We start from the raw sequence: 19,326 nt of genomic DNA, 5'->3' as shown, positions 1-19,326 counted from the left end.
GTGACAATTAATTATATTTTACAAAATTATATATTATTACTTTAATTGATGAAAATAAATAACTTTTTAAAACTGAGTGATTTTCAGAAGATCATTATAGAAAATCAAAAAATTGAGCTTGACGAAGTACTTCTCGAAAGGGTGAATGCTAGTTTTCAGTTTTTGAAAGAATTTTCAAAAAATAAAGTGATTTATGGTGTCAATACAGGTTTTGGGCCAATGGCACAATTCAAGATCAGTGATGAAGATACGCATCAGTTACAATATAATTTGATAAGAAGCCATTCTTCAGGTATTGGAAATCCGCTTCCGCCACAAGAAGTTAAAGCCTGTATGTTGGCAAGACTAAATACTTTATCAAGAGGAAATTCCGGGGTGCATGTGTCTGTTATTAATTTGCTTAAGGAATTGATAAACAGAGATGTTACACCATTGATTTTTGAACACGGCGGAGTAGGAGCGAGTGGCGATTTGGTGCAGCTTGCCCATTTGGCTTTAGTTTTAATTGGTGAAGGCGAAGTTTTCTATAAAGGAGAAAGGAAATCTACAAAAGAAGTTTTTGAAACGGAAGGTTTAGAACCTATAAAAGTTGAGATCCGTGAAGGTCTTGGTTTAATGAACGGAACTTCAGTGATGTCGGGAATTGGTATTGTTAATGCTTACAAAGCCAGCCAATTAACTGAAATTTCAATTAAGTTATCCTGTGCAATCAACGAGATTGTTCAGGCTTATGACGATCATTTATCTGAAGCCCTAAACGGAACAAAAAGACATTACGGCCAACAAAAAATTGCAGAAAGAATGCGTACGCATTTGGCTGACAGCAAATTAATCAGAAAAAGAGAAGATCATCTTTATACTCACTTTGAGGAGCAGGAAATTGTATTTAAGGAGAAAGTTCAGGAATATTATTCTTTAAGATGTGTTCCGCAGATTTTGGGACCTGTTTTGGATACGTTGGAATTCACGGAAAAAGTTCTTGAAAACGAGATCAATTCAGCGAATGATAATCCGATTATCAATGTTGAAGATCAGCACGTTTATCACGGCGGAAACTTCCACGGAGATTATGTCTCTTTGGAAATGGATAAGCTGAAAATCGTGGTCACAAAACTCACAATGCTGGCAGAAAGACAATTGAATTATCTTTTAAATTCAAAAATCAACGAAATTTTGCCTCCTTTTGTAAATTTAGGTAAATTGGGTTTCAATTTCGGAATGCAGGGTGTGCAGTTTACGGCAACTTCTACAACAGCGGAAAGCCAGATGCTGGCAAACCCGATGTATGTTCACAGTATTCCTAATAATAATGATAACCAGGATATTGTAAGCATGGGAACCAATTCTGCGGTGATTTGCAGAAAAGTGATCGAGAATGCTTTTGAAGTTTTGGCCATTGAAGCCATCACAATTATTCAGGCGATTGAATTTCTTGATTTTAAAGATAAAGTTTCAACTTCTACAAGAGAATTGTACGACGAAATAAGAAAGATAATACCCGCTTTTTCAGACGATATGGTGATGTATCCATATTTGGAAGAGGTGAAAAAATATTTAAAGACAACGTAATTACTTTACAGAGTTGTTAATCATTCAAATAAACATTTAGAGATGAAATGTGCAATTGTAACAGGCGGCTCCCGTGGAATTGGAAGAGCGATCTGTATAAAACTGGCGGAAGAAAAAATTGAACATATTTTAATTAATTATACTTCAAACGAAGCAGCAGCAAAGGAAACTTTAGCAAAAGTTGAAGAGTTGGGAGCTACAGGTGAAATTCTGAAGTTTGATGTTGGGAATACAGAAGAAACGGTAAAAGTTCTAACTGAATGGCAGGAAAATAATCCAAATGCAATTGTTGAAATTATCGTCAATAACGCCGGAATTACAAAAGACGGACTATTCATGTGGATGCCGATCGAAGACTGGAATTCTGTAATCAATATAAGCTTAAATGGTTTTTTCAACGTCACCAATTTCTTTATTCAGAAATTGTTGCGTAATAAATATGGGAGAATTATCAATATGGTTTCAGTTTCCGGAGTAAAAGGAACTGCCGGACAAACGAATTATTCTGCTGCGAAAGGTGCTTTGGTTGGAGCAACAAAAGCTCTGGCTCAGGAAGTTGCAAAAAGAAATATTACCGTAAATGCGGTTGCTCCGGGATTTATCAGAACAGATATGACGCAGGCTTTCAACGAAGATGAATTAAAAGCAATGATTCCTGCAAACAGATTTGGTGAAGCGGAAGAAGTTGCAGATTTGGTTGCATTTTTGGCTTCCAGAAAATCTTCTTACATTACAGGAGAAGTGATTAATATTAACGGCGGAATCTATTCATAAATCAGGTGGCAGATAATAGGTAACAGTGATTAGCTGCAACCTAAAACCTGCAACCTATAACCTAAAATTTAAATGGAAAACAGAGTTGTAATTACCGGAATGGGAATTTATTCTTGTATAGGGATTTCTTTAGATGAGGTTAAAGAATCGCTGTATCAAGGTAAATCCGGTATTGCTTTAGTTCAGGAAAGAAAAGATTTCGGTTTCAGATCCGGCCTCACAGGCGTTGTTCCAAAACCTGATCTGAAAAGCCATCTAAACAGAAGACAACGTGTAAGCATGGGTGAGGAAAGCGAATACGCTTATCTTGCGACCATTGATGCATTAAAGCAGGCAAAAGTTGATCAGGATTTTTTAGATAATAACGAAGTCGGAATTTTATACGGTAACGACAGCGTTTCTCAGGCAGTTGTAGAATCTATTGATATTGCGAGAGAAAAAAAAGACACGACTTTAATGGGTTCAGGAGCGATTTTCAAATCCATGAATTCTACCGTTACCATGAATCTTTCAACAATATTTAAATTAAGAGGAATCAACTTAACCATAAGTGCAGCTTGTGCAAGCGGATCTCATTCTTTAGGATTGGCTTACATAATGATTAAAAGTGGTTTACAAAACATGATCGTTTGCGGAGGCGCCCAAGAAACCAATAAATATTCGATGGCGAGCTTTGACGGTTTAGGTGTTTTTTCGGTAAGAGAAAATGAACCGTCAAAAGCATCAAGACCTTTTGATTCTGAAAGAGACGGCTTGATTCCCAGCGGCGGAGCAGCAACTTTAATTGTTGAAAGCCTGGAATCTGCACAAAAAAGAGGCGCAAATATTTTAGGAGAAATTATCGGTTATGGCTTTTCATCAAATGGCGGACACATTTCTACTCCAAATGTTGACGGACCTGCTTTGGCAATGGAAAGAGCTTTAAAACAATCCGGATTATCAGCAAAAAATATAGATTATATCAATGCTCATGCGACTTCTACGCCAATTGGTGATGCCAATGAAGCCAAAGCAATTTATGAGATTTTCGGAAATGAAGTTCCGGTGAGTTCTACAAAATCAATGACCGGCCATGAATGCTGGATGGCTGGAGCAAGTGAAGTGATCTATTCAATTCTGATGATGCAGAATGATTTTATAGCGCCGAATATCAATCTTGAAAACCCTGACGATGAAGCTAAAAAGATAAATCTTGTCTCCGAAACAAAAACTCAAAAAATTGACGTATTTTTGTCAAATTCTTTTGGATTTGGGGGAACCAACTCCGCATTAATTGTTAAAAAATTTGAGTAAAAACATGGAAAGAGAAAAAATTGTTGCCATTGCTAATGATTTTTTGACCAACGAATTTGAGGTAGATGGTGATGAAATCAGCAATGATGCAAACTTAAAAAAAACCTTGGGTTTAGACAGTTTAGATTATATAGACCTTGTTGTAGTGATAGAATCTAATTTCGGTGTGAAATTGGGTGAAGCTGACTTTAAAAAAATGGTCACTTTTGATGATTTCTATTCGACTATTGAAAATAAAATCGCTGAAAAAAACACTTAATTATTGATAAAAACTTTATTTTTTTAGATAAAATTCTCGTAAAAAGCGTTGGCTTAAGATATGAACAAGTGGAAAGGTAAATCTAAAGGGACAATATTGGGGTACAAAATATTCGTCTGGTGCATTAGAAATATCGGAATCCGAAGTTCATATTTTGTGCTTTATTTTGTAGCAGCTTATTACTTTTTATTCGAAACGAAAAGCAATCAATATATTTCATATTATTTCAGAAAAAGGCTGCATTACAGTTTTTGGAAATCTAAATTCTCAATATTCAAAAGCTATTTTGTTTTCGGTAAAATTCTGATTGATAAAACTGCAATTTCTGCCGGTTTAAGAGAAAAATTCACTTATGAATTTGACGGTGTTGAAAATCTCAAGAACCTTTTGAACGAAAAAAAAGGAGGTGTTTTGATCAGCGCGCACATAGGTAATTTCGAAATTGCTGAGCATTTTTTTGCAGATATCGATTTTGATTGCCAGATAAATTTAGTGACAACAGATCAGGAGGTTACGGTTATAAAAGAATATCTCGAAAGTGTTACCGTAAAGAAAAGCAATATCAAATTCATTTATGTGAAAGACGATATGTCGCATATTTTCGATATCAACGAGGCTTTGTCAAAAAATGAATTGATTTGTTTTACTGGCGATCGTTATTTTGAGGGTTCCAAATTTCTTGAGGCAGACTTATTGGGTAAAAGTGCAAAATTTCCGGCTGGCCCGTTTCTTATTGCTTCCAGATTGGGCGTTCCTGTTGTGTATGTTTATGTGATGAAAGAAAAAAATCTTCATTATCATTTGTATGCAAGGGTTGCTCAAAACGTAAAAAAGCGCGACGCACAGGGACTTTTAAATTCATATGTTCAGAATCTTGAATCAATGTTGAAAAAATATCCTTTTCAATGGTTCAATTACTTTGATTTTTGGGATGATGTAGATTAATTTCAATACATTTATGGCAGCTATTCCGCCTTCCGCTCCCAATCTTTTTTGCTCCGCAAAAAAGGATTTCCGCTCAAGTCGGGCTGCTGCAATTCAACGTTAAAAAATTTCAATAATTTAATTTCCCTTTTGAAAAAAGAATACGACATATTGGTCATTGGTAGCGGATTGGGAGGTCTTGTTTCGGCTTTGATTTTGGCGAAAGAAGGCTTAAAGGTTTGTATTTTGGAGAAAAATAATCAATATGGCGGAAATTTGCAAACATTTTCCCGTGACAAGCTCATTTTCGACACCGGAGTTCATTATTTGGGCGGACTTTCAAAAGGGCAAAACCTTCATCAGTTTTTTTCTTATCTGGAAATCATAAACGATTTGGAACTCCAGAAAATGGATGAAAACGGTTTCGACAAAATCACTTTCGGAGACGATGAAATTGAATATCCGCACGCTCAAGGTTATGAAAATTTTGTAGAACAATTATCTAAATATTTTCCAGATGAAAGAGAAAATTTAGAAGATTATTGTGAAGAAATCCAAAGAGTTTGCAATCATTTTCCAAGATATAACCTTGTCGGAAAAGATAATTACAGCGAAGAAATCCTCCACTTAAATACAAAAAGATTCATAGAATCGATCACGCAAAACAAAAAGCTGCAATCCGTTTTATTGGGTTCGAATTTCTTATATGCCGGAGATTCTGAAAATATTCCGTTTTACGTTCATGCTTTAACGGTGAACTCTTACATTCAGAGCGCTTATAAATGTGTAAAAGGCGGAAGCCAAATCTCAAAATTATTAATTAAAAAGTTAAGAGAATACGGCGCGGAAGTTCACAAACATTCCGAAGTTTCCGAAATGATTTTTAATGAAAATAATGTTTTAAGCTCTGTAAAAACAAAATCAGGAAAAGAATACTTTGCGACACAGTTTATTTCCAACATAGAAATCCGCTCGCTAATTAAATTAATTGGCGAAGAAAGATTAAAAAAATCTTTTCTCAACAGAGTTTTGAGCTGGGAACCTGTGTCGTCATGTTTTAGTGTTTATTTGAGCTTAAAACCAAACTCGGTCCCAAATTTCAATTATAATATTTATCATTATTCGTCGGAAAAGTTGGTTTGGAATGCGTATCGGTATGATAAAAAATCCTGGCCGGAAACATATATGCTTTCTTCCACGCCTTCAAAGCATCATCCTGAATTTGCAGAAAGCTTAACCGCAATATCATATATGGATTTTGATGAGGTTAAAAAGTGGCGAAAAACATTCAATACAATAGCGGAAGAACATGAAAGAGGCGGTGAATACGAAAAGTTCAAACAGGAAAAAGCAGAGAAAATGATTGATGCTTTGGAAAAGAAAATTCCGAATTTAAGAGCTTCAATTAAGAATATTTATACTTCATCTCCGCTTTCTTACCGCGATTATATTGGTAGTTTTGAAGGAAATATGTACGGTTACATCAAAAGTTCAGACATTCCTTTGAAAACAATGGTTTCTCCAAGAACGAAAATCAATAATCTTTTTTTAACGGGACAATCTGTCAATATGCACGGAATTTTAGGCTGTACAATTGGAGCTTTCAATACATGCGCCGAAATTTTAGGAAAAGAGGTTATCGACGAGAGATTAATTCAAATGATCAATAAGAATAATAAGAATGAGATTTAAAAAAACTTTTGTCATTCTGAATGAAGTAAAGCGTAATGAAGAATCTCCATTTTTTTTATTGAGATTCTTCCTTCGTCAGAATGACAGAACTGTAATTTTATTTTTTCTCAGCCTAAGCTACATCCTCAATCTTACTTCCTGCGGCGTCAGAAAATCAATCAAACACGTTCCGGATGTTAAACAATATTCTTTAGAAATTCCGAAAGTCAATACGATTAACGATTCCACTTTTAGTTTTAATCAAAATTATTTAACCAAAAATAAACAGCAGCTTTGGGAATTGTATATCAAAGGAAATCCTTTACAATTGGGTTATAACAATGGAGCGTTAACACAAGATTTGATGCAAAAACAGGAAGAGATTTTCTTTTCTAAAGTAGAAGGTTTTGTTCCGTCAAAATTCAAGCAAAAGCTTTTGAGAGGTTTTCTGAAATGGTACAACCGAAAAATGTATCTCAACGTAAGAGAAGATTTTCAGGCTGAATTGTACGGATTATCTCAATATTCATCGGATAAATACAACTTTATTGCTCCACAATATCTGCGAAGTTTATATTTACACGGCGCTCACGATATTGGCCACGCCATGCAGGATTTGATGATGGTTGGCTGTACTTCTTTGGCAGTTTGGAATGAAAATACAGAAGATGGAGATTTGTTGATTGGAAGGAATTTTGATTTTTATGTGGGCGATGAATTTGCTGAAAATAAAATAGTACAATTTGTGGAACCTGAAAACGGAATTCCTTATATATCTGTAAGCTGGCCGGGAATGATTGGCGTTGTTTCGGGGATGAATAAAGAAGGAATTACGGTGACAATTAATGCCGGAAAATCGAAAGTTCCTTTGACGGCAAAGACTCCGATTTCTTTGGTGACAAGAGAAATTCTGCAATTTGCCGCAACTATTGACGAAGCGATTGCGATTGTCAAAAAGCGAAAAGTCTTCGTTTCAGAATCTATTTTGGTGGGAAGTGCAAATGACAAAAACGCTGTTATTATTGAAATTTCCCCTGATAATTTTGGAGTTTATAAAGTTGAAAACTCAAGCAAGATTTTTTGTACAAACCATTTTCAATCAGAAGCTTATAAAGAGGATAAACGTAATCAAAAACATATTCTAGAAAGCCATTCGGAATATCGTTATGAAAAACTTCAGGAACTTTTGCAGGAAAACAGAAAGCTAAATCCTGAAAAAATGGCTTCTATTTTAAGGGACAAATCCGGTTTAAAAGATGAAAAAATTGGTTATGGAAATGAAAAGGCAATTAATCAGCTTTTGGCACATCATGCAGTCATTTTTTCGCCTCAGAAAAAACTGGTTTGGATTTCTTCAAATCCTTATCAATTGGGCGAATTTGTATGTTATGATCTGAATGAAATTTTTTCCGATAAACGATTAAAAAACGGCGAATTTGCCAAATCGGAATTAAATATTGCAAAAGATCCATTTGTAGATTCTCAGGAATTTGAAAATTATAAAGAGTTCAAATTTGCACATTCTGAAATACAAAATGTAATTAATTCGGGCGATATGGTTTTAACGGATGGTTTTATTCCTCATTATCAATCGTTGAATCCTGATTTTTGGCTTGTGTATTACCAAGCGGGAAAATATTATTTTAAGCAAAAAGAATATTCGAAAGCAAAAGCGGAATTTGAAAAAGCTTTGACAAAAGAAATTACAACTGTTCCAGACAAAGAAAATGTTGAAAAATATTTAAAGAGAACTTTGAAGAAATTGAAATGATTAAAACAGATTATTTGTCATTCCGAATGGAACGAAGTGCAGGGAAGAATCTATAAAATGTTAGTTGAGATTGTTCCTTTGTCAGAATGACAATTGAACCATTAAGGTTTATTTAAAGAGGTTAAGTTCCATTAAGAAGACCCATTCTTTTAAGCCAAATGCGAAGCAAACTTAATATTCTCAATAGCTTAATAAATCTTAATGGTTCAAAACAAATCAATTATTTTCCGGATTCACTTTATTCAAGAAAAGAAAAGCTGCAATTCCCGAAATGACAGACATTGTTGTTGATAGGATCATGCTTCCGATTGCATATTGAAGAAAATTATTTTTTATAAGGTCAAAATTCCATTCCTGATTAAAAATGTCGCTTTCTCCCGCAATGAAAGGAGCACCGAGAAACAAAGAAGCCGCAATGATAAAAGGAATAAACGGCGGCAAACTCACATTGGAAGCTACAAAAGCAAGAACTTTATTCAATTTGAAAAGCACCGAAAGCGAAATCACAAGCAAAGTGTGAAAGCCCCAAAAAGGAGAAAATCCGATGAAAACGCCAAGAGCGATAGAAAATGCTTTTGTACGGTTGGTTCCGTCACTTTCCAGAATGTCTTCCTTTATGAATCTTCTAAAGCTTTTTTTTTTGAAATTATTCACAAAATTTCGCGGAATAATATAAAATAAAGTGATCGTTACCAGAATCGTATTCAGAATACTGATCCTCGTAAAATCTTTTACCGGTCTGAAATGCGAAACCCTTTCCGCCGGATCATATAAAACTTTTATCGGAACATTTTTTACAGGAATGTGTCTCCATGCAGTTCTTACAATGATTTCAATTTCAAACTCAAATTTTGGAGTAAAATATTTTTTCGGGATTTTATGTAAAGGATACAATCTGTAGCCGGATTGTGTATCTTCAAGCTTAATGCCTGTTTCAAACCAAAACCAGAAATTTGAAAAGCGATTTCCAAAACTGCTTTTTTTTGGAATTCCGTCTTGCGACATATTCCGGTTTCCGATCAGTAAAACGTCTTCTTTTTCGTTAAGTAATGCTTCCACAAAAATAGGAATGTCGTCCGGATAATGTTGTCCGTCAGAATCAATCGAGATTGCGTAATCAAAATTTAACTCTTTTGCTTTTCTGAAACCTATTTTTAAACCATTTCCTTTGCCTTTGTTTTCGGGAAGATTAATGATTGCAAGTTGAGGATAATTGTGTAAAATCTGAAGCGTAGAATCTGTAGAACCGTCGTTGACAACAACAATATTTTCGGTATATTCCAAAACACCATCAATCACTCTTTTCAGAGTTTTTTCGTTGTTGTAAGTAGGAATTAAAACGCAGATTTTCTTTTCGTCAATTGCGTTTTTTACTTCAGAGAAAGTCATTATTTTAAAGCATTTTTTTCTACCGTTGACATCGTTTTCGACTGAACGGCAAACTTTTTAATATAGCTTTTCAGAGCAGGATTTTGTTTGTTGTAATTGTTGAGAATAAAAGTTTTATCTTCTTTAAGGTTTTTTGAATAACCGACAATTTTCGGAATATTTTCCTGAACACTCATTCTGATCAGCCTTAACTCAACATTGTTCGGATTGCTTTTGATAACACTTTCAAGGCTGGTTGCGCCGGATTTTACAAAAGATTTTCTTTTGTTTTTTTCAGTCGTCACTTTAGCTTCCAATATTTTCGCGGCGGCTTTATAGCCCGAAATTAATGGGTCTGAAGAATTTTTTTTATCAGCAATTTCGATGAAGTTTCTGGCTCCTTCATTAGAAATATTGGCTTTTGAATAGGCATTTCTCAATGTTTCCAGATCAGTTGACTGAAAAAAGAAAAAAAAGGTTGTTAAAAAAGTCAGAATCAGTTTCATATTAAATTTTAGTATAATTAACTGACATTTTTAATGCAATAGTCTCGCCAAAAGAAGTGGTGTTTTTTATTTTTATTTCATTTTCACTTTCGTTGATATGCAATTGTAGTGTAAGTTCTGGTGTTTCAAAAGGATTAATGATTGCCATAAACTTTACATTGGAAGCAGATTTTAAAAAGAGTTTTTTGCCTGTAAATTCTTCAGTTAATTCCTTCACAATTTGCATCATACAAACTCCCGGAGTTACAGGATTTTCCGGAAAATGGCCCTTAAAAATATCATGATCTTTGTTTAAAGAAATGTTGGCGACAAAACTTCCGTTTTCTGCCTTTTCATAAGATTCAAGAGTATAAAAGCCTGTAAGAATGGTTTGCATCAGCTATTCGGTTTCAGTTATTTGAAATAATTTTATGTTGATTTTAAAATCTTTATGTTGAATATTCAAGCTATCTGCGAAGATATGTTTTTTTGCATCAAAACTAAAATCGATTTTTTCCTTATTGTTTTTTGTATAAATAATTTGTTTGAGCAGATTATTTTCTTTGTTGAAAAATAAATAATATTGTTTTTTATCAATTTTTGAAAGATAAATTGTATGTTTTTTATTCTCAAAACTTTCATTTACGGGATATTTCTGCCTCAAAAGTCGCTGAAAATCATTTTTTAAGAAATTAATGACGATTTTTTTATCCAAATCCGGAAGAACGTAATTCAATTTAAAATCATTTTCTGAAATTTCAAAATCAATAAGCTTATTTCCAAAATCAGAAGTAAGTACAACGCGATGAAATTTTTCATTGATTTTTTTGATAATTAAAATCCCGCTTACATGATTTTTATAAATATCCATTTGGCATTTATAAACATAATCTTCTTTGGATGAAAAATATAGATTTTCAACTGTTTTTTCAGAATTTGAAACAGATTTTACGTCTGTAAGCTTGTACGTTTTACATGAAACAAACAGAAAAAAAACGAGGCTATAAAGTAAATTCTGAAGCAGGAATCGGCGCATTAATTTTTGTGTTTTTGAAAACAATATTTGTTGTATCTCCTGAAGCTTCCGTCATATTTACCTGAGAAACCGTCGACTGATTCTTCGGAAAATGCAGTTCGATTTGCTTAATATATTTTAATAATTGTGCAGATTTCGGGGTGAATTTTGCGATGTTATAATTTGCATTTTTAAAATAAGTAACCTTAAATTCCGGATCATTGAACATTTTTCCGTTTGAGCTTCCGACAATCAATTTGTTGATTTTCTCAAAAGTTTTACTTTTTGCATCAACAGAAGATTTTTTTCCCTGATCGTTAATTAAAATTTTATTATCCTTAAAAATAATGCTGTATTGGTAAGGCTTGGTGTATTTCCAACTTAAAGTATTTGGAGATTTCAAAGACATTTTACCGTATGTGACGATATTTTTATCCAGAAAATCCATTTTTTTGGTTTGTATAAAGTCGCTTTGTAAAGTTTTTATTTCCTTTGTTTCGGACGAAATTTTTGTGACGAATGCTTTTGCCTCAGTTCCGTTCATTGCCGTATTTTGAGCAAAAAAGAAGCTGGAAACTAATAAAAATGCTCCAAAAGCAATATTTTTAATCATTTTTTTGATTTTATAATTGAGTCAATGGAAAAAGTTGAATACTTTTTATCCTTCAAAAATAGCAATATATCTACCAAAACGCTAAAAGTCTTTTCGGAAGTATCATGAAACAGAATAATGCTGCCTTTTTTTAGATTGCAGGTTACTTTTTTGTAGATTTTCTGTTCATCATCAATTATTGTATCCAACGAGCGGATATTCCAACCGATACTTTTTTTATGCGTTTTTTTGATGGCTTTTGCAATATTCGGATTGGTAACGCCAAAAGGGGGTCGGTATAAATTGGTTTTAATATTTCCAATTTTTTCCATCATTTCATCACATTTTTGAATTTCTTCAATCATTTTTGAAGTTGATAAAAATCCTGTGTTTTTTGAATGTGAAAAAGTGTGATTTCCAACGGAATGACCTTCTTCGATAATTCTTTGAAAAGTTTCAGGATATTTTTCAATTTGTTTTCCGATACAGAAAAAAGTAGCTTTTATCTGATTTTCTTTTAATAGGTCTAAAACTTTCGGTGTAAACTCTGTTGGGCCGTCATCAAAAGTCAATGCAACTTCTTTTATTTTCGTTCTTTTATGAGTAATGCTGTTGACGAAATATCCTAATCGAATATCAAAAGATCCCCAAATTACAACAGCCGAAAAAATCAGGAAACAAAAAATATAAACCCAAAAGCTTGCCTGAAAACCATAAATAATAAGGTTACACAGAAGATAGAATAGGATAAATGGATAATGTTTCATCTTTTATTATTTAATTGGTTCTTCTTATTGCGTTCTGTTTTACTTTGCTGAGTGAAACGTCTTTGCGAACGAAAATGTTTTCAACAATTTTAAAAAACTTTGAGTTCTTTGCGTTAAAACTAAACTTTTCCCAATAAAACCAAACTATGATCATTTCCTGCAAGATGATTATACAGAAGAATGTTTTTAATGCCTTCTTTTTTCACTGAACTAATCATCATCACTTCCGGAATTTGCTGGTTTTTCAGAATATGACAAGCCATAAATGTAGAAAAACCACTCGCCGTATTAAATTCGCCACTCAAATGTTTGTAATATAACAAAGCCGAATCTGGAAATAAGTCCATTGTTTTTGTATAATAAACATCAGATTTTGAATCGCTGCTAAAACCTAAAATCACCGCATCAATATCGTTATTCGTCACATTATTTTTAACTAAAAAGTCTTCAATAAATTGCTGAATTTCTTCTAAATCTAATTTGTTAATTAATTGAATGTCTTTTAATTGAGCATAAGAACTTTCTGTTTTACTTTTTCCTAAAACAAAAAAACTTGCTCCTTCACTCCAAATAACGCCATCTGTTTTAGAATTTAAGAAATCAACAGGAAGGTTTTCTTCTTTTTTAAGGGTGTTATTTAAAAGATACAATTCCATTGTTCGATTGGTTTGTTCGTCTGTTGAACCAACCAAAACAGTTGAAGCTTCTCCATCGTTAATTTGAAGTTTTGCATCCAAAAACGAAAACTCCAACGACGACGAAGTACTTACATATGTGAAGTTGTAAGCGTGACATTGCAGGCCTAAAGCAATCTGTCCCGCAACGGTATTGTGTGTCGACTGAATAAAATAAGTCGGAGTCAGAAACTCTTCATTATTTTCAAGAACATTTTTTAAAAACTTTTCAGAGTCTTGCGAACAGCCCATTCCGGTTCCGACAATTATTGCATCGGGTTTTTCAATTCCAGCTTCTTTTAACGCAAAATGTGAAGCGACAGAACTCATCTTTACGGTTTTAGACATCCTTCTGCTCATGGCCGGAGGTATGAATTCTTTGTAATTGGGCTCAATAGCTTTTAAAACCTGAGTTGAATATTCTGGCTTAAGATTTTCAATAAAATTTTCACTTAAAGTATCCTGCGCCGAAATACAGGCTGCGCTGTTGATGTAAACTGCACTCATGATTTTGAGAAAATTAAAGTTGAACAATTCCCTCCAAAACCAAATGAATTGGATAAAACATGATTAATATTTTTTTCTTTCAATTCTGTAACAGGCATTAAATCAAATTCTTCCATCTTGTTTTTAAAATTAAGATTCGGGAAAATAATATTGTTTTGCATTGCTAAAATTGAAAAAACAGCTTCAATTCCCGCCGCCGCCGCCAAAGTATGTCCGGTAAATGCTTTCGTAGAACTGAATTCAGGGACATTATTTTCGCCAAAAATCCTGATCATTGCAATTCCTTCAGATAAATCATTATTTGGAGTTGCCGTTCCGTGAACGTTGATATAATCGATGCTTTCTTTATCTAAACCGGAAATTTTCAAGGCTTTTTCCATTGCTAAAAATGCACCTTGCCCGTTTTCTGAAGATGCGGTCTGATGATGCGCATCGTTGGCGTTTCCATAACCGGAAAGATAACCGAGAACTTTTTTATTTTGTTTTTTAACAACTTCATCAGATTCCAAAACAAGAAAAGCGGCTGCTTCGCCCAAATTCAGTCCTTTTCTGTCGTTGTCAAAAGGAGTGTTGTAAGAATCGGTAAGAATCATCAATGTGTTGAATCCGTTCAAAGTAAATTTTGAAAGAGAATCTGTTCCGCCAACAATTACACGATCCAAAACTCCGTTTTTAATAAGCTTTGCGCCCATCATAATCGCGTTGGCCGCAGACGAACAAGCCGTGCTTATTGTAGAAACCATGCCTTTCAAACCAAGAAATTCTGCAATCGCTAATGACGAATTTCCTGCATCGTGAGAATCAATATATTTTTGCTTTTCAGGAAAATCTTCATAACTGTAGAAATATTTTTCGGTTATATCCATTCCGCCAACACTTGTTGAGGAAATCAATCCGGTTTTATATTCATTAATATCCGAAATTCCGGCACTTTCTACAGCTTCTTTTGCAGCAAGCATACCCAATAAAGCAGTTCTTGTTACATTATTATCTTCATTTAGCTGAAGTTTTTGTAAAAGCTCATCATTGGATAATTTTATTTCGCCCGTTTTAATGTTTCCGGCATGGCGGGTTTCAAATAATTGAATATCTGAAATGCCATGCTTCCCGGATTTCAACGAATTCAAATTTTCCTCAACATTGTTACCAATGGAGGAAATAATGCCCATTCCTGTTATGGCAATTTTATGATTCATTAATTATTTTGTTCTGTTTTCTTCGATGAATTTTGCCATTACCTCGATCGATTGGAAGATTTCTTTTCCTTTTTTCGGGTCAGATAATTTGATTCCGTAGTCTTTGTCCAGAAGGACGATCAATTCCAGAGCATCAATAGAATCCAATCCAAGACCGCCTCCAAATAACGGATCTGAATCTTTGATTTCTTCTACAGAAACATCTTCAAGATTAAGAACTTCTATGATTTTGTTTTTTAATTCTAATTTTAAATCTTCCATAATTTTTATTTATTACTTTGTCATTCTTAATGAATTTAAGGACCTGATATACAAATCCTTTCTTCGCCAGAATGATATTTTTTTACAGGGTTAGCAAATATACAAAAGCTTTATAACTTTCCTGATAGAGTTCGACCCAGCCACACAATACTTTTTCAGCCTTTCTCGACTGCAAAATGTGTAGCGAATAGCTGTTTAAAAATTCTTCATCAAATTCATCCAGCACGAAAAAGGCATTTTCGGTTTGCATTTTATGTTTGATACAGATTTCGCCGACGCAAATGTTGGGTAAAGTATAAACGAAAACAGCGGGACTCGGGAAATAATTTTCTTCGGAATTGATGCTTTCCTGATATTTGAAATCGGTGTCTAAACTCGATGATTTATTAGCGAAAACCAATGCTGTTCTACTGTTGTCTTCATCTTTTAACAGCATTTCGGAAGCCAGAAAAGCGAGTTTGCTTAGATTATCCATTTTGTGAAATTTTGGATAATTCAATGTTAAATTTTTATAAGCTTCTTTTGCAAACTTTGAAAAAGTTTCAGCTTGGCCTTCAAAAATAATTTTGTCGTTTACTATTATTTTTGAATTTTCTATTGTGCAAATGTCAGTTTTCATCATCATCTTCATTTTAACATTTTTCCAAAACAATTGCTGCATTACACCCGCCAAAACCTGAAGCTGTTTTCAAAATATATTTGATTTTCGCAGGTTGGTTTTTTTGAATAATATTTAAAGGTTGGGAAATCCCCGTTTCTTCAAAATTTTTAGAAGGAATTAAAATTCCGTGAATAGCGCTTTCCATTGAAATAATGCTTTCCAATAAGCCTGACGCGCCTAAACAATGCCCGTAAAAACCTTTCAAACTGTTCAAAGGAACATTCTGTAAATTCATTCTGTTGAAAGCGATGGCTTCCATTTCGTCATTGTAGATTGTTGCTGTTCCGTGAGCAGAGATAAAATCAATCTGTTCTGCTGAAACATTTGCTTCTGTCATTGCGTTTTTGATACTTGCAAATAATCCGTCACCAGTTCTCGAAGGCCCAGAAATATGGTTGGCATCGTTAATCGCGGAATCTCCTAAAATTTTAAAACTAAATTTTTCGTTTGAGGTTGCTTCGCTACTTCGTTCCTCGCAATGACTAGTGATATAAACCGCTGCGGCTCCTTCACCCAAATTAATTCCGTTTCGATTTTTGTCGTAAGGTTTACAAGGCTCGCTTCCGATAGCCTGAAAAGAATTGAATCCTGAAACTACAAACTCAGAAATTTCATCGCCTGCAACTACAAATGCGTTTTTATATTTCCCAGCCTGAATCAAGTTTTTAGCTACAGAAATCGCCATTACGCCTGAAACACAAGCGTTTGAAACGACAATCGGTTTAGTTTTAAATCCGAAAAAATCAGCCAGCTTTTTAGCTAAATTTGAAAGATAAACGCCTTCAGGTAAAGTGGCCTCGTTTTTTAATAAACTGATATTTCCTTTCGTGGTTGATAAAATGAAAGCTGTTTGATTTGAAATCTGATGTCTTTCTACCAAAGGTTTTAAACTCAACAAAAACATTTTTTCTAATCTTGTGAAATTCTGATTATCAAAGTGTTTACTGAATTCCTTTTCCAGTTTTCCAGAATCAATTTTAGAAACAAAAAAATCTTCGTGATTGTCGATAACTTTATGCAAAGCGACACCTGATTTTCCTTCCAGAAGCGCTTTCCAATTTGATTCCACATCAAAACCTAAAGGAGTCACGCAATTGTAATCTGTGATGTAAATTTCCTTCATCATAATCCCATTTTATCTTTCCAGGTTTGAAAAAACTTGGGATTATACAAACATAAATTGCCTTCCGAGTCCAAAAAAACCTGAATGGTTTCTCCGCTGCAAACCAGTTTTCCCTCTTTATTAAAAATTTCGTATTGATAAATCAGCTTTGCCGAAACAGAATTCACAAAAGTTGTTACGATATCGAAAGTTTCTCCGTATTTTAAAGGAAGAAAATGTTCACAAGTGCTTTTCACGATAGGTGTTATAAATCCGGCTTTCTGAATATCGAGATAGGTCAAACCGTGCTGTCTTCCGAAAGCTTCTCTCCCATCCTCAAAATACACGATATAATGACCGTGCCAGACAATTCCCAACGGATCTGTCTCGTTGAATCTTACGCGTACTTCTTCAGTACAGCTTAATTTTTCTTTAGACTGCATTTTGTTTTCTATCGTAAAATAATGAAATTGCCACCATTGCAATATAAAATAAAAATAAGAAAATAAGTTCTTTTGCAACGCCGCCAATACCGCTGTTTCTTAAAATAATATCGTAATAAGCATTTAAGCCCCAATTCATTGGTGAAAATTGCGCAATTTTCTGCATAAATTCAGGCATCAGGAAAACCGGAACCCAAATTCCGCCAATTGCTGCTAAAACCACAACAGAAGTTGCCCCGAACGGCGCCGATTGCTCCTGTGTATCGGCAATCGTTCCTAATAAAACACCAAACCCAATCGCTGCTAAACCGGCAAATAAAGTCACAATAATGAGGTGAAACATTTTCCCTGTCACATCAAATTGAGGCAAATCCATATACGGAAAAAGGTAAACACCAACCGCAACCATCAATAAAAACTGGATGACGCAAATGATCAAATAAGTAAATGTTTTCCCTAAAATATGTATAAAATAAGGCGTTGGACTTACGCGAACTCTCACGCTCGTTCCCTGACTTTTTTCTTTGACTAAATTTATAGATAAAGGAACTACAATAAAGAAAATTGCAAACAATGCCCAAGCCGGAACGTTGTGCTGAACGGAATTGGGCTTCACTTCTTCTTTGTCTTTGTTCGGCGTGATTTCTTTGAAGGTAATTAAGCTTTTATTTTCAAGGTCTTCTGTTGTTCCGAGTTGGTCTTGGAAGGCTTTGTAGATTTTTTTATTCTCAATTTCAAAAACCATTTTATTAATAGCATTTATCACAGAATTTTTGAAACCTGCATTGGTTGCTGGGTCGAAGTAGAGATGAATGTCTTTCGTTTTTGAAGCGACAGCTTTTGTTGCCGTTGAATCGGTTTCCAGACCAAATGAGCTTACAATGGTCTGAACTTTAGAATCTATATTTGAGTTTAAATCTTTGGTCAAGTTTTCCGGAATGACGATCGCCATTTGATAATCTCCTCCAAAAACTGCTTCTTGTGCAGATTTTTCATTATAATCAGTGATTAAATCAAACGTTTTGCTAGTTTCCAGTTCTTTTTTGATGACTTTGGAAACTTCAGATTTATCGTTATCAATGAAAATAATCGGGATTTTTGAACCTTCCAGATTTTTGAATGTCGAATCCTGAATCAAAGTAATCGTAATAATCAACAACAGCGGCATCAGGAAAATGATGACAATTCCGCCGGAATCTCTTTTCAGCAACTGGATTTCTTTGATAAAACTTCTCCACAATTTATACAACATCTCTCAATTCTTTTCCGGTTAATGAAATGAAAACATCCTCAAGATTTTCAGCGTTGGCAACTCTTTCCACCAATTCTTCCGGGGTGCCGGTTGCGTGAATTTTTCCGTGATCGATAATAGCGATTTTTGTACAAAATTCTTCCGCTTCCGAAAGGTGATGCGAGGTGTAAATAATGCACGTTCCTTTTTTATTTAAATCTAAAAGATAATCGATAATTGCTTTTTTTGACTGAACATCAACGCCAACCGTTGGCTCGTCCAGAAACAAAACTTTTGGATTGTGAAGGGTTCCTGCAATTAAATTACAACGGCGTTTCATTCCCCCTGAGAATTGGTCGACTTTTTTATCGGCAAATTTAGTTAAGCCCATTATTTCTAAAGCTTCGTCAACTTCTTTGTGAAGGTTTTTATGTTTTAAACCGTACAGACTTCCGAAGAACAAAAGGTTTTCTTTCGCTGTCAAAGTCGGGTAGAGCGCATATTCCTGCGGAACGACACCAATGATTTGTTTTATTTTTGAGCTGTTTTTTTTTGGAGACAATCCGTTAATGGTAAAACTTCCTGAAGTCGGTTTGATTAATCCTGAAAGCATAGAAATCAACGTAGTTTTTCCGGCTCCGTTTGGTCCGAGAATTCCGTAGATTTCGTTTTTATCAATATTTAACGAAATATCATTGACCGAAAACTCTTCCGAATTTTTGTATTTCTTGTAAAGATTTTTTATTTCGATGATATTTTCCAC

The 19,326-nt window shown here is 34.2% G+C and carries 21 protein-coding genes; 7 read left to right on the top strand and 14 right to left on the bottom strand.

Going from position 1 to position 19,326, the window contains the following annotated elements; all coding sequences use genetic code 11:
* Positions 1–48 precede the first annotated feature (48 nt).
* From flxA to AC6CHK_RS00235, 7 genes are all read left to right on the top strand, one after another.
* Positions 49–1,569, top strand: a complete 1,521-nt coding sequence (gene flxA / locus AC6CHK_RS00265; protein ID WP_498092444.1) for a flexirubin biosynthesis tyrosine ammonia-lyase FlxA — start codon at positions 49–51, stop codon at positions 1,567–1,569.
* Positions 1,570–1,611: 42 nt separating this feature from the next.
* Positions 1,612–2,343: a flexirubin biosynthesis SDR family reductase FlxB gene (flxB, locus tag AC6CHK_RS00260; protein ID WP_498092442.1), complete on the top strand. Its 732-nt coding sequence runs from the start codon at positions 1,612–1,614 to the stop codon at positions 2,341–2,343.
* 72 nt (positions 2,344–2,415) lie between these two features.
* Positions 2,416–3,636 carry a beta-ketoacyl-[acyl-carrier-protein] synthase family protein gene (locus tag AC6CHK_RS00255; RefSeq protein WP_498092441.1) on the top strand — a complete coding sequence of 407 codons (1,221 nt, stop codon included), beginning with the start codon at positions 2,416–2,418 and terminating at the stop codon, positions 3,634–3,636.
* A gap of 4 nt (positions 3,637–3,640) precedes the next feature.
* On the top strand, positions 3,641–3,895 hold the full coding sequence (locus tag AC6CHK_RS00250) for an acyl carrier protein (RefSeq protein WP_498092439.1): 255 nt from the start codon (positions 3,641–3,643) through the stop codon (positions 3,893–3,895).
* A 60-nt stretch (positions 3,896–3,955) separates the two neighbouring features.
* The gene (locus tag AC6CHK_RS00245) at positions 3,956–4,840 is read left to right on the top strand and encodes a lysophospholipid acyltransferase family protein (RefSeq protein WP_498092437.1); all 885 of its coding nucleotides are present in this window, start codon (positions 3,956–3,958) and stop codon (positions 4,838–4,840) included.
* Between the two features lie 129 nt (positions 4,841–4,969).
* Positions 4,970–6,511, top strand: a complete 1,542-nt coding sequence (locus tag AC6CHK_RS00240) for a phytoene desaturase family protein (protein WP_498092435.1) — start codon at positions 4,970–4,972, stop codon at positions 6,509–6,511.
* Positions 6,501–8,261 (top strand): C45 family autoproteolytic acyltransferase/hydrolase, encoded by a 1,761-nt coding sequence (locus AC6CHK_RS00235; RefSeq protein WP_498092433.1) that lies wholly within the window; start codon positions 6,501–6,503, stop codon positions 8,259–8,261. Before AC6CHK_RS00240 ends, AC6CHK_RS00235 begins: the two co-directional genes overlap by 11 nt.
* Before the next feature lie 216 nt (positions 8,262–8,477).
* Here the strand turns inward: AC6CHK_RS00235 and AC6CHK_RS00230 are convergent, their stop codons facing one another.
* From AC6CHK_RS00230 to AC6CHK_RS00165, 14 genes are all read right to left on the bottom strand, one after another.
* On the bottom strand, positions 8,478–9,650 hold the full coding sequence (locus AC6CHK_RS00230; RefSeq protein WP_498092431.1) for a DUF2062 domain-containing protein: 1,173 nt from the start codon (positions 9,648–9,650) through the stop codon (positions 8,478–8,480).
* Positions 9,650–10,135 carry a hypothetical protein gene (locus AC6CHK_RS00225; protein ID WP_498092429.1) on the bottom strand — a complete coding sequence of 162 codons (486 nt, stop codon included), beginning with the start codon at positions 10,133–10,135 and terminating at the stop codon, positions 9,650–9,652. The genes AC6CHK_RS00230 and AC6CHK_RS00225 overlap by 1 nt, the downstream gene beginning before the upstream one ends.
* A gap of 1 nt (position 10,136) precedes the next feature.
* The gene (locus AC6CHK_RS00220; protein ID WP_498092427.1) at positions 10,137–10,511 is read right to left on the bottom strand and encodes an ApeI family dehydratase; all 375 of its coding nucleotides are present in this window, start codon (positions 10,509–10,511) and stop codon (positions 10,137–10,139) included.
* Between the two features lie 3 nt (positions 10,512–10,514).
* Positions 10,515–11,150, bottom strand: a complete 636-nt coding sequence (lolB2, locus tag AC6CHK_RS00215; protein WP_498092425.1) for a flexirubin biosynthesis protein LolB2 — start codon at positions 11,148–11,150, stop codon at positions 10,515–10,517.
* The gene (lolA2, locus tag AC6CHK_RS00210) at positions 11,116–11,742 is read right to left on the bottom strand and encodes a flexirubin biosynthesis/transport protein LolA2 (protein WP_498092424.1); all 627 of its coding nucleotides are present in this window, start codon (positions 11,740–11,742) and stop codon (positions 11,116–11,118) included. Before lolA2 ends, lolB2 begins: the two co-directional genes overlap by 35 nt.
* Complete coding sequence (locus AC6CHK_RS00205; RefSeq protein WP_498092422.1) at positions 11,739–12,488, bottom strand: polysaccharide deacetylase family protein; 750 nt, start codon at positions 12,486–12,488, stop codon at positions 11,739–11,741. Before AC6CHK_RS00205 ends, lolA2 begins: the two co-directional genes overlap by 4 nt.
* Positions 12,489–12,607: 119 nt before the next feature.
* Complete coding sequence (locus AC6CHK_RS00200) at positions 12,608–13,669, bottom strand: beta-ketoacyl synthase N-terminal-like domain-containing protein (protein WP_498092420.1); 1,062 nt, start codon at positions 13,667–13,669, stop codon at positions 12,608–12,610.
* Entirely contained in the window at positions 13,666–14,865 is a 1,200-nt protein-coding gene (locus AC6CHK_RS00195; RefSeq protein WP_498092418.1) for a beta-ketoacyl-[acyl-carrier-protein] synthase family protein, read from the bottom strand. Before AC6CHK_RS00195 ends, AC6CHK_RS00200 begins: the two co-directional genes overlap by 4 nt.
* A 3-nt stretch (positions 14,866–14,868) precedes the next feature.
* Positions 14,869–15,126, bottom strand: coding sequence for a phosphopantetheine-binding protein (locus AC6CHK_RS00190; RefSeq protein WP_498092416.1), 258 nt, complete (start codon positions 15,124–15,126; stop codon positions 14,869–14,871).
* Between the two features lie 82 nt (positions 15,127–15,208).
* On the bottom strand, positions 15,209–15,751 hold the full coding sequence (locus tag AC6CHK_RS00185; protein WP_498092414.1) for a 3-oxoacyl-ACP synthase: 543 nt from the start codon (positions 15,749–15,751) through the stop codon (positions 15,209–15,211).
* A gap of 7 nt (positions 15,752–15,758) precedes the next feature.
* Positions 15,759–16,913, bottom strand: coding sequence for a beta-ketoacyl synthase N-terminal-like domain-containing protein (locus AC6CHK_RS00180; protein WP_498092412.1), 1,155 nt, complete (start codon positions 16,911–16,913; stop codon positions 15,759–15,761).
* Entirely contained in the window at positions 16,910–17,332 is a 423-nt protein-coding gene (locus AC6CHK_RS00175; protein WP_498092411.1) for an acyl-CoA thioesterase, read from the bottom strand. The genes AC6CHK_RS00180 and AC6CHK_RS00175 overlap by 4 nt, the downstream gene beginning before the upstream one ends.
* A complete protein-coding gene (locus AC6CHK_RS00170; protein WP_498092410.1) occupies positions 17,322–18,584 on the bottom strand; it encodes an ABC transporter permease in 1,263 nt (420 codons plus the stop codon). Before AC6CHK_RS00170 ends, AC6CHK_RS00175 begins: the two co-directional genes overlap by 11 nt.
* Positions 18,574–19,326: an ABC transporter ATP-binding protein gene (locus tag AC6CHK_RS00165; RefSeq protein ID WP_498092408.1), complete on the bottom strand. Its 753-nt coding sequence runs from the start codon at positions 19,324–19,326 to the stop codon at positions 18,574–18,576. The genes AC6CHK_RS00170 and AC6CHK_RS00165 overlap by 11 nt, the downstream gene beginning before the upstream one ends.

This window comes from Chryseobacterium sp. GQ58 (assembly GCF_059758895.1).
The sequence above is the reverse complement of the archived record's forward strand: the minus strand, read 5'-3'. Positions and strand labels throughout refer to the sequence as shown.

Coding starts and splice junctions, on each gene's coding strand:
- flxA (WP_498092444.1), top strand. CDS start 49: ATGAAAATAAATAACTTTTTAAAACTGAGTGATTTTCAGAAGATCATT.
- flxB (WP_498092442.1), top strand. CDS start 1,612: ATGAAATGTGCAATTGTAACAGGCGGCTCCCGTGGAATTGGAAGAGCG.
- AC6CHK_RS00255 (WP_498092441.1), top strand. CDS start 2,416: ATGGAAAACAGAGTTGTAATTACCGGAATGGGAATTTATTCTTGTATA.
- AC6CHK_RS00250 (WP_498092439.1), top strand. CDS start 3,641: ATGGAAAGAGAAAAAATTGTTGCCATTGCTAATGATTTTTTGACCAAC.
- AC6CHK_RS00245 (WP_498092437.1), top strand. CDS start 3,956: ATGAACAAGTGGAAAGGTAAATCTAAAGGGACAATATTGGGGTACAAA.
- AC6CHK_RS00235 (WP_498092433.1), top strand. CDS start 6,501: ATGAGATTTAAAAAAACTTTTGTCATTCTGAATGAAGTAAAGCGTAAT.
- AC6CHK_RS00230 (WP_498092431.1), bottom strand. CDS start 9,650: ATGACTTTCTCTGAAGTAAAAAACGCAATTGACGAAAAGAAAATCTGC.
- AC6CHK_RS00225 (WP_498092429.1), bottom strand. CDS start 10,135: ATGAAACTGATTCTGACTTTTTTAACAACCTTTTTTTTCTTTTTTCAG.
- AC6CHK_RS00220 (WP_498092427.1), bottom strand. CDS start 10,511: ATGCAAACCATTCTTACAGGCTTTTATACTCTTGAATCTTATGAAAAG.
- lolB2 (WP_498092425.1), bottom strand. CDS start 11,150: ATGCGCCGATTCCTGCTTCAGAATTTACTTTATAGCCTCGTTTTTTTT.
- lolA2 (WP_498092424.1), bottom strand. CDS start 11,742: ATGATTAAAAATATTGCTTTTGGAGCATTTTTATTAGTTTCCAGCTTC.
- AC6CHK_RS00205 (WP_498092422.1), bottom strand. CDS start 12,488: ATGAAACATTATCCATTTATCCTATTCTATCTTCTGTGTAACCTTATT.
- AC6CHK_RS00200 (WP_498092420.1), bottom strand. CDS start 13,669: ATGAGTGCAGTTTACATCAACAGCGCAGCCTGTATTTCGGCGCAGGAT.
- AC6CHK_RS00195 (WP_498092418.1), bottom strand. CDS start 14,865: ATGAATCATAAAATTGCCATAACAGGAATGGGCATTATTTCCTCCATT.
- AC6CHK_RS00190 (WP_498092416.1), bottom strand. CDS start 15,126: ATGGAAGATTTAAAATTAGAATTAAAAAACAAAATCATAGAAGTTCTT.
- AC6CHK_RS00185 (WP_498092414.1), bottom strand. CDS start 15,751: ATGATGATGAAAACTGACATTTGCACAATAGAAAATTCAAAAATAATA.
- AC6CHK_RS00180 (WP_498092412.1), bottom strand. CDS start 16,913: ATGATGAAGGAAATTTACATCACAGATTACAATTGCGTGACTCCTTTA.
- AC6CHK_RS00175 (WP_498092411.1), bottom strand. CDS start 17,332: ATGCAGTCTAAAGAAAAATTAAGCTGTACTGAAGAAGTACGCGTAAGA.
- AC6CHK_RS00170 (WP_498092410.1), bottom strand. CDS start 18,584: ATGTTGTATAAATTGTGGAGAAGTTTTATCAAAGAAATCCAGTTGCTG.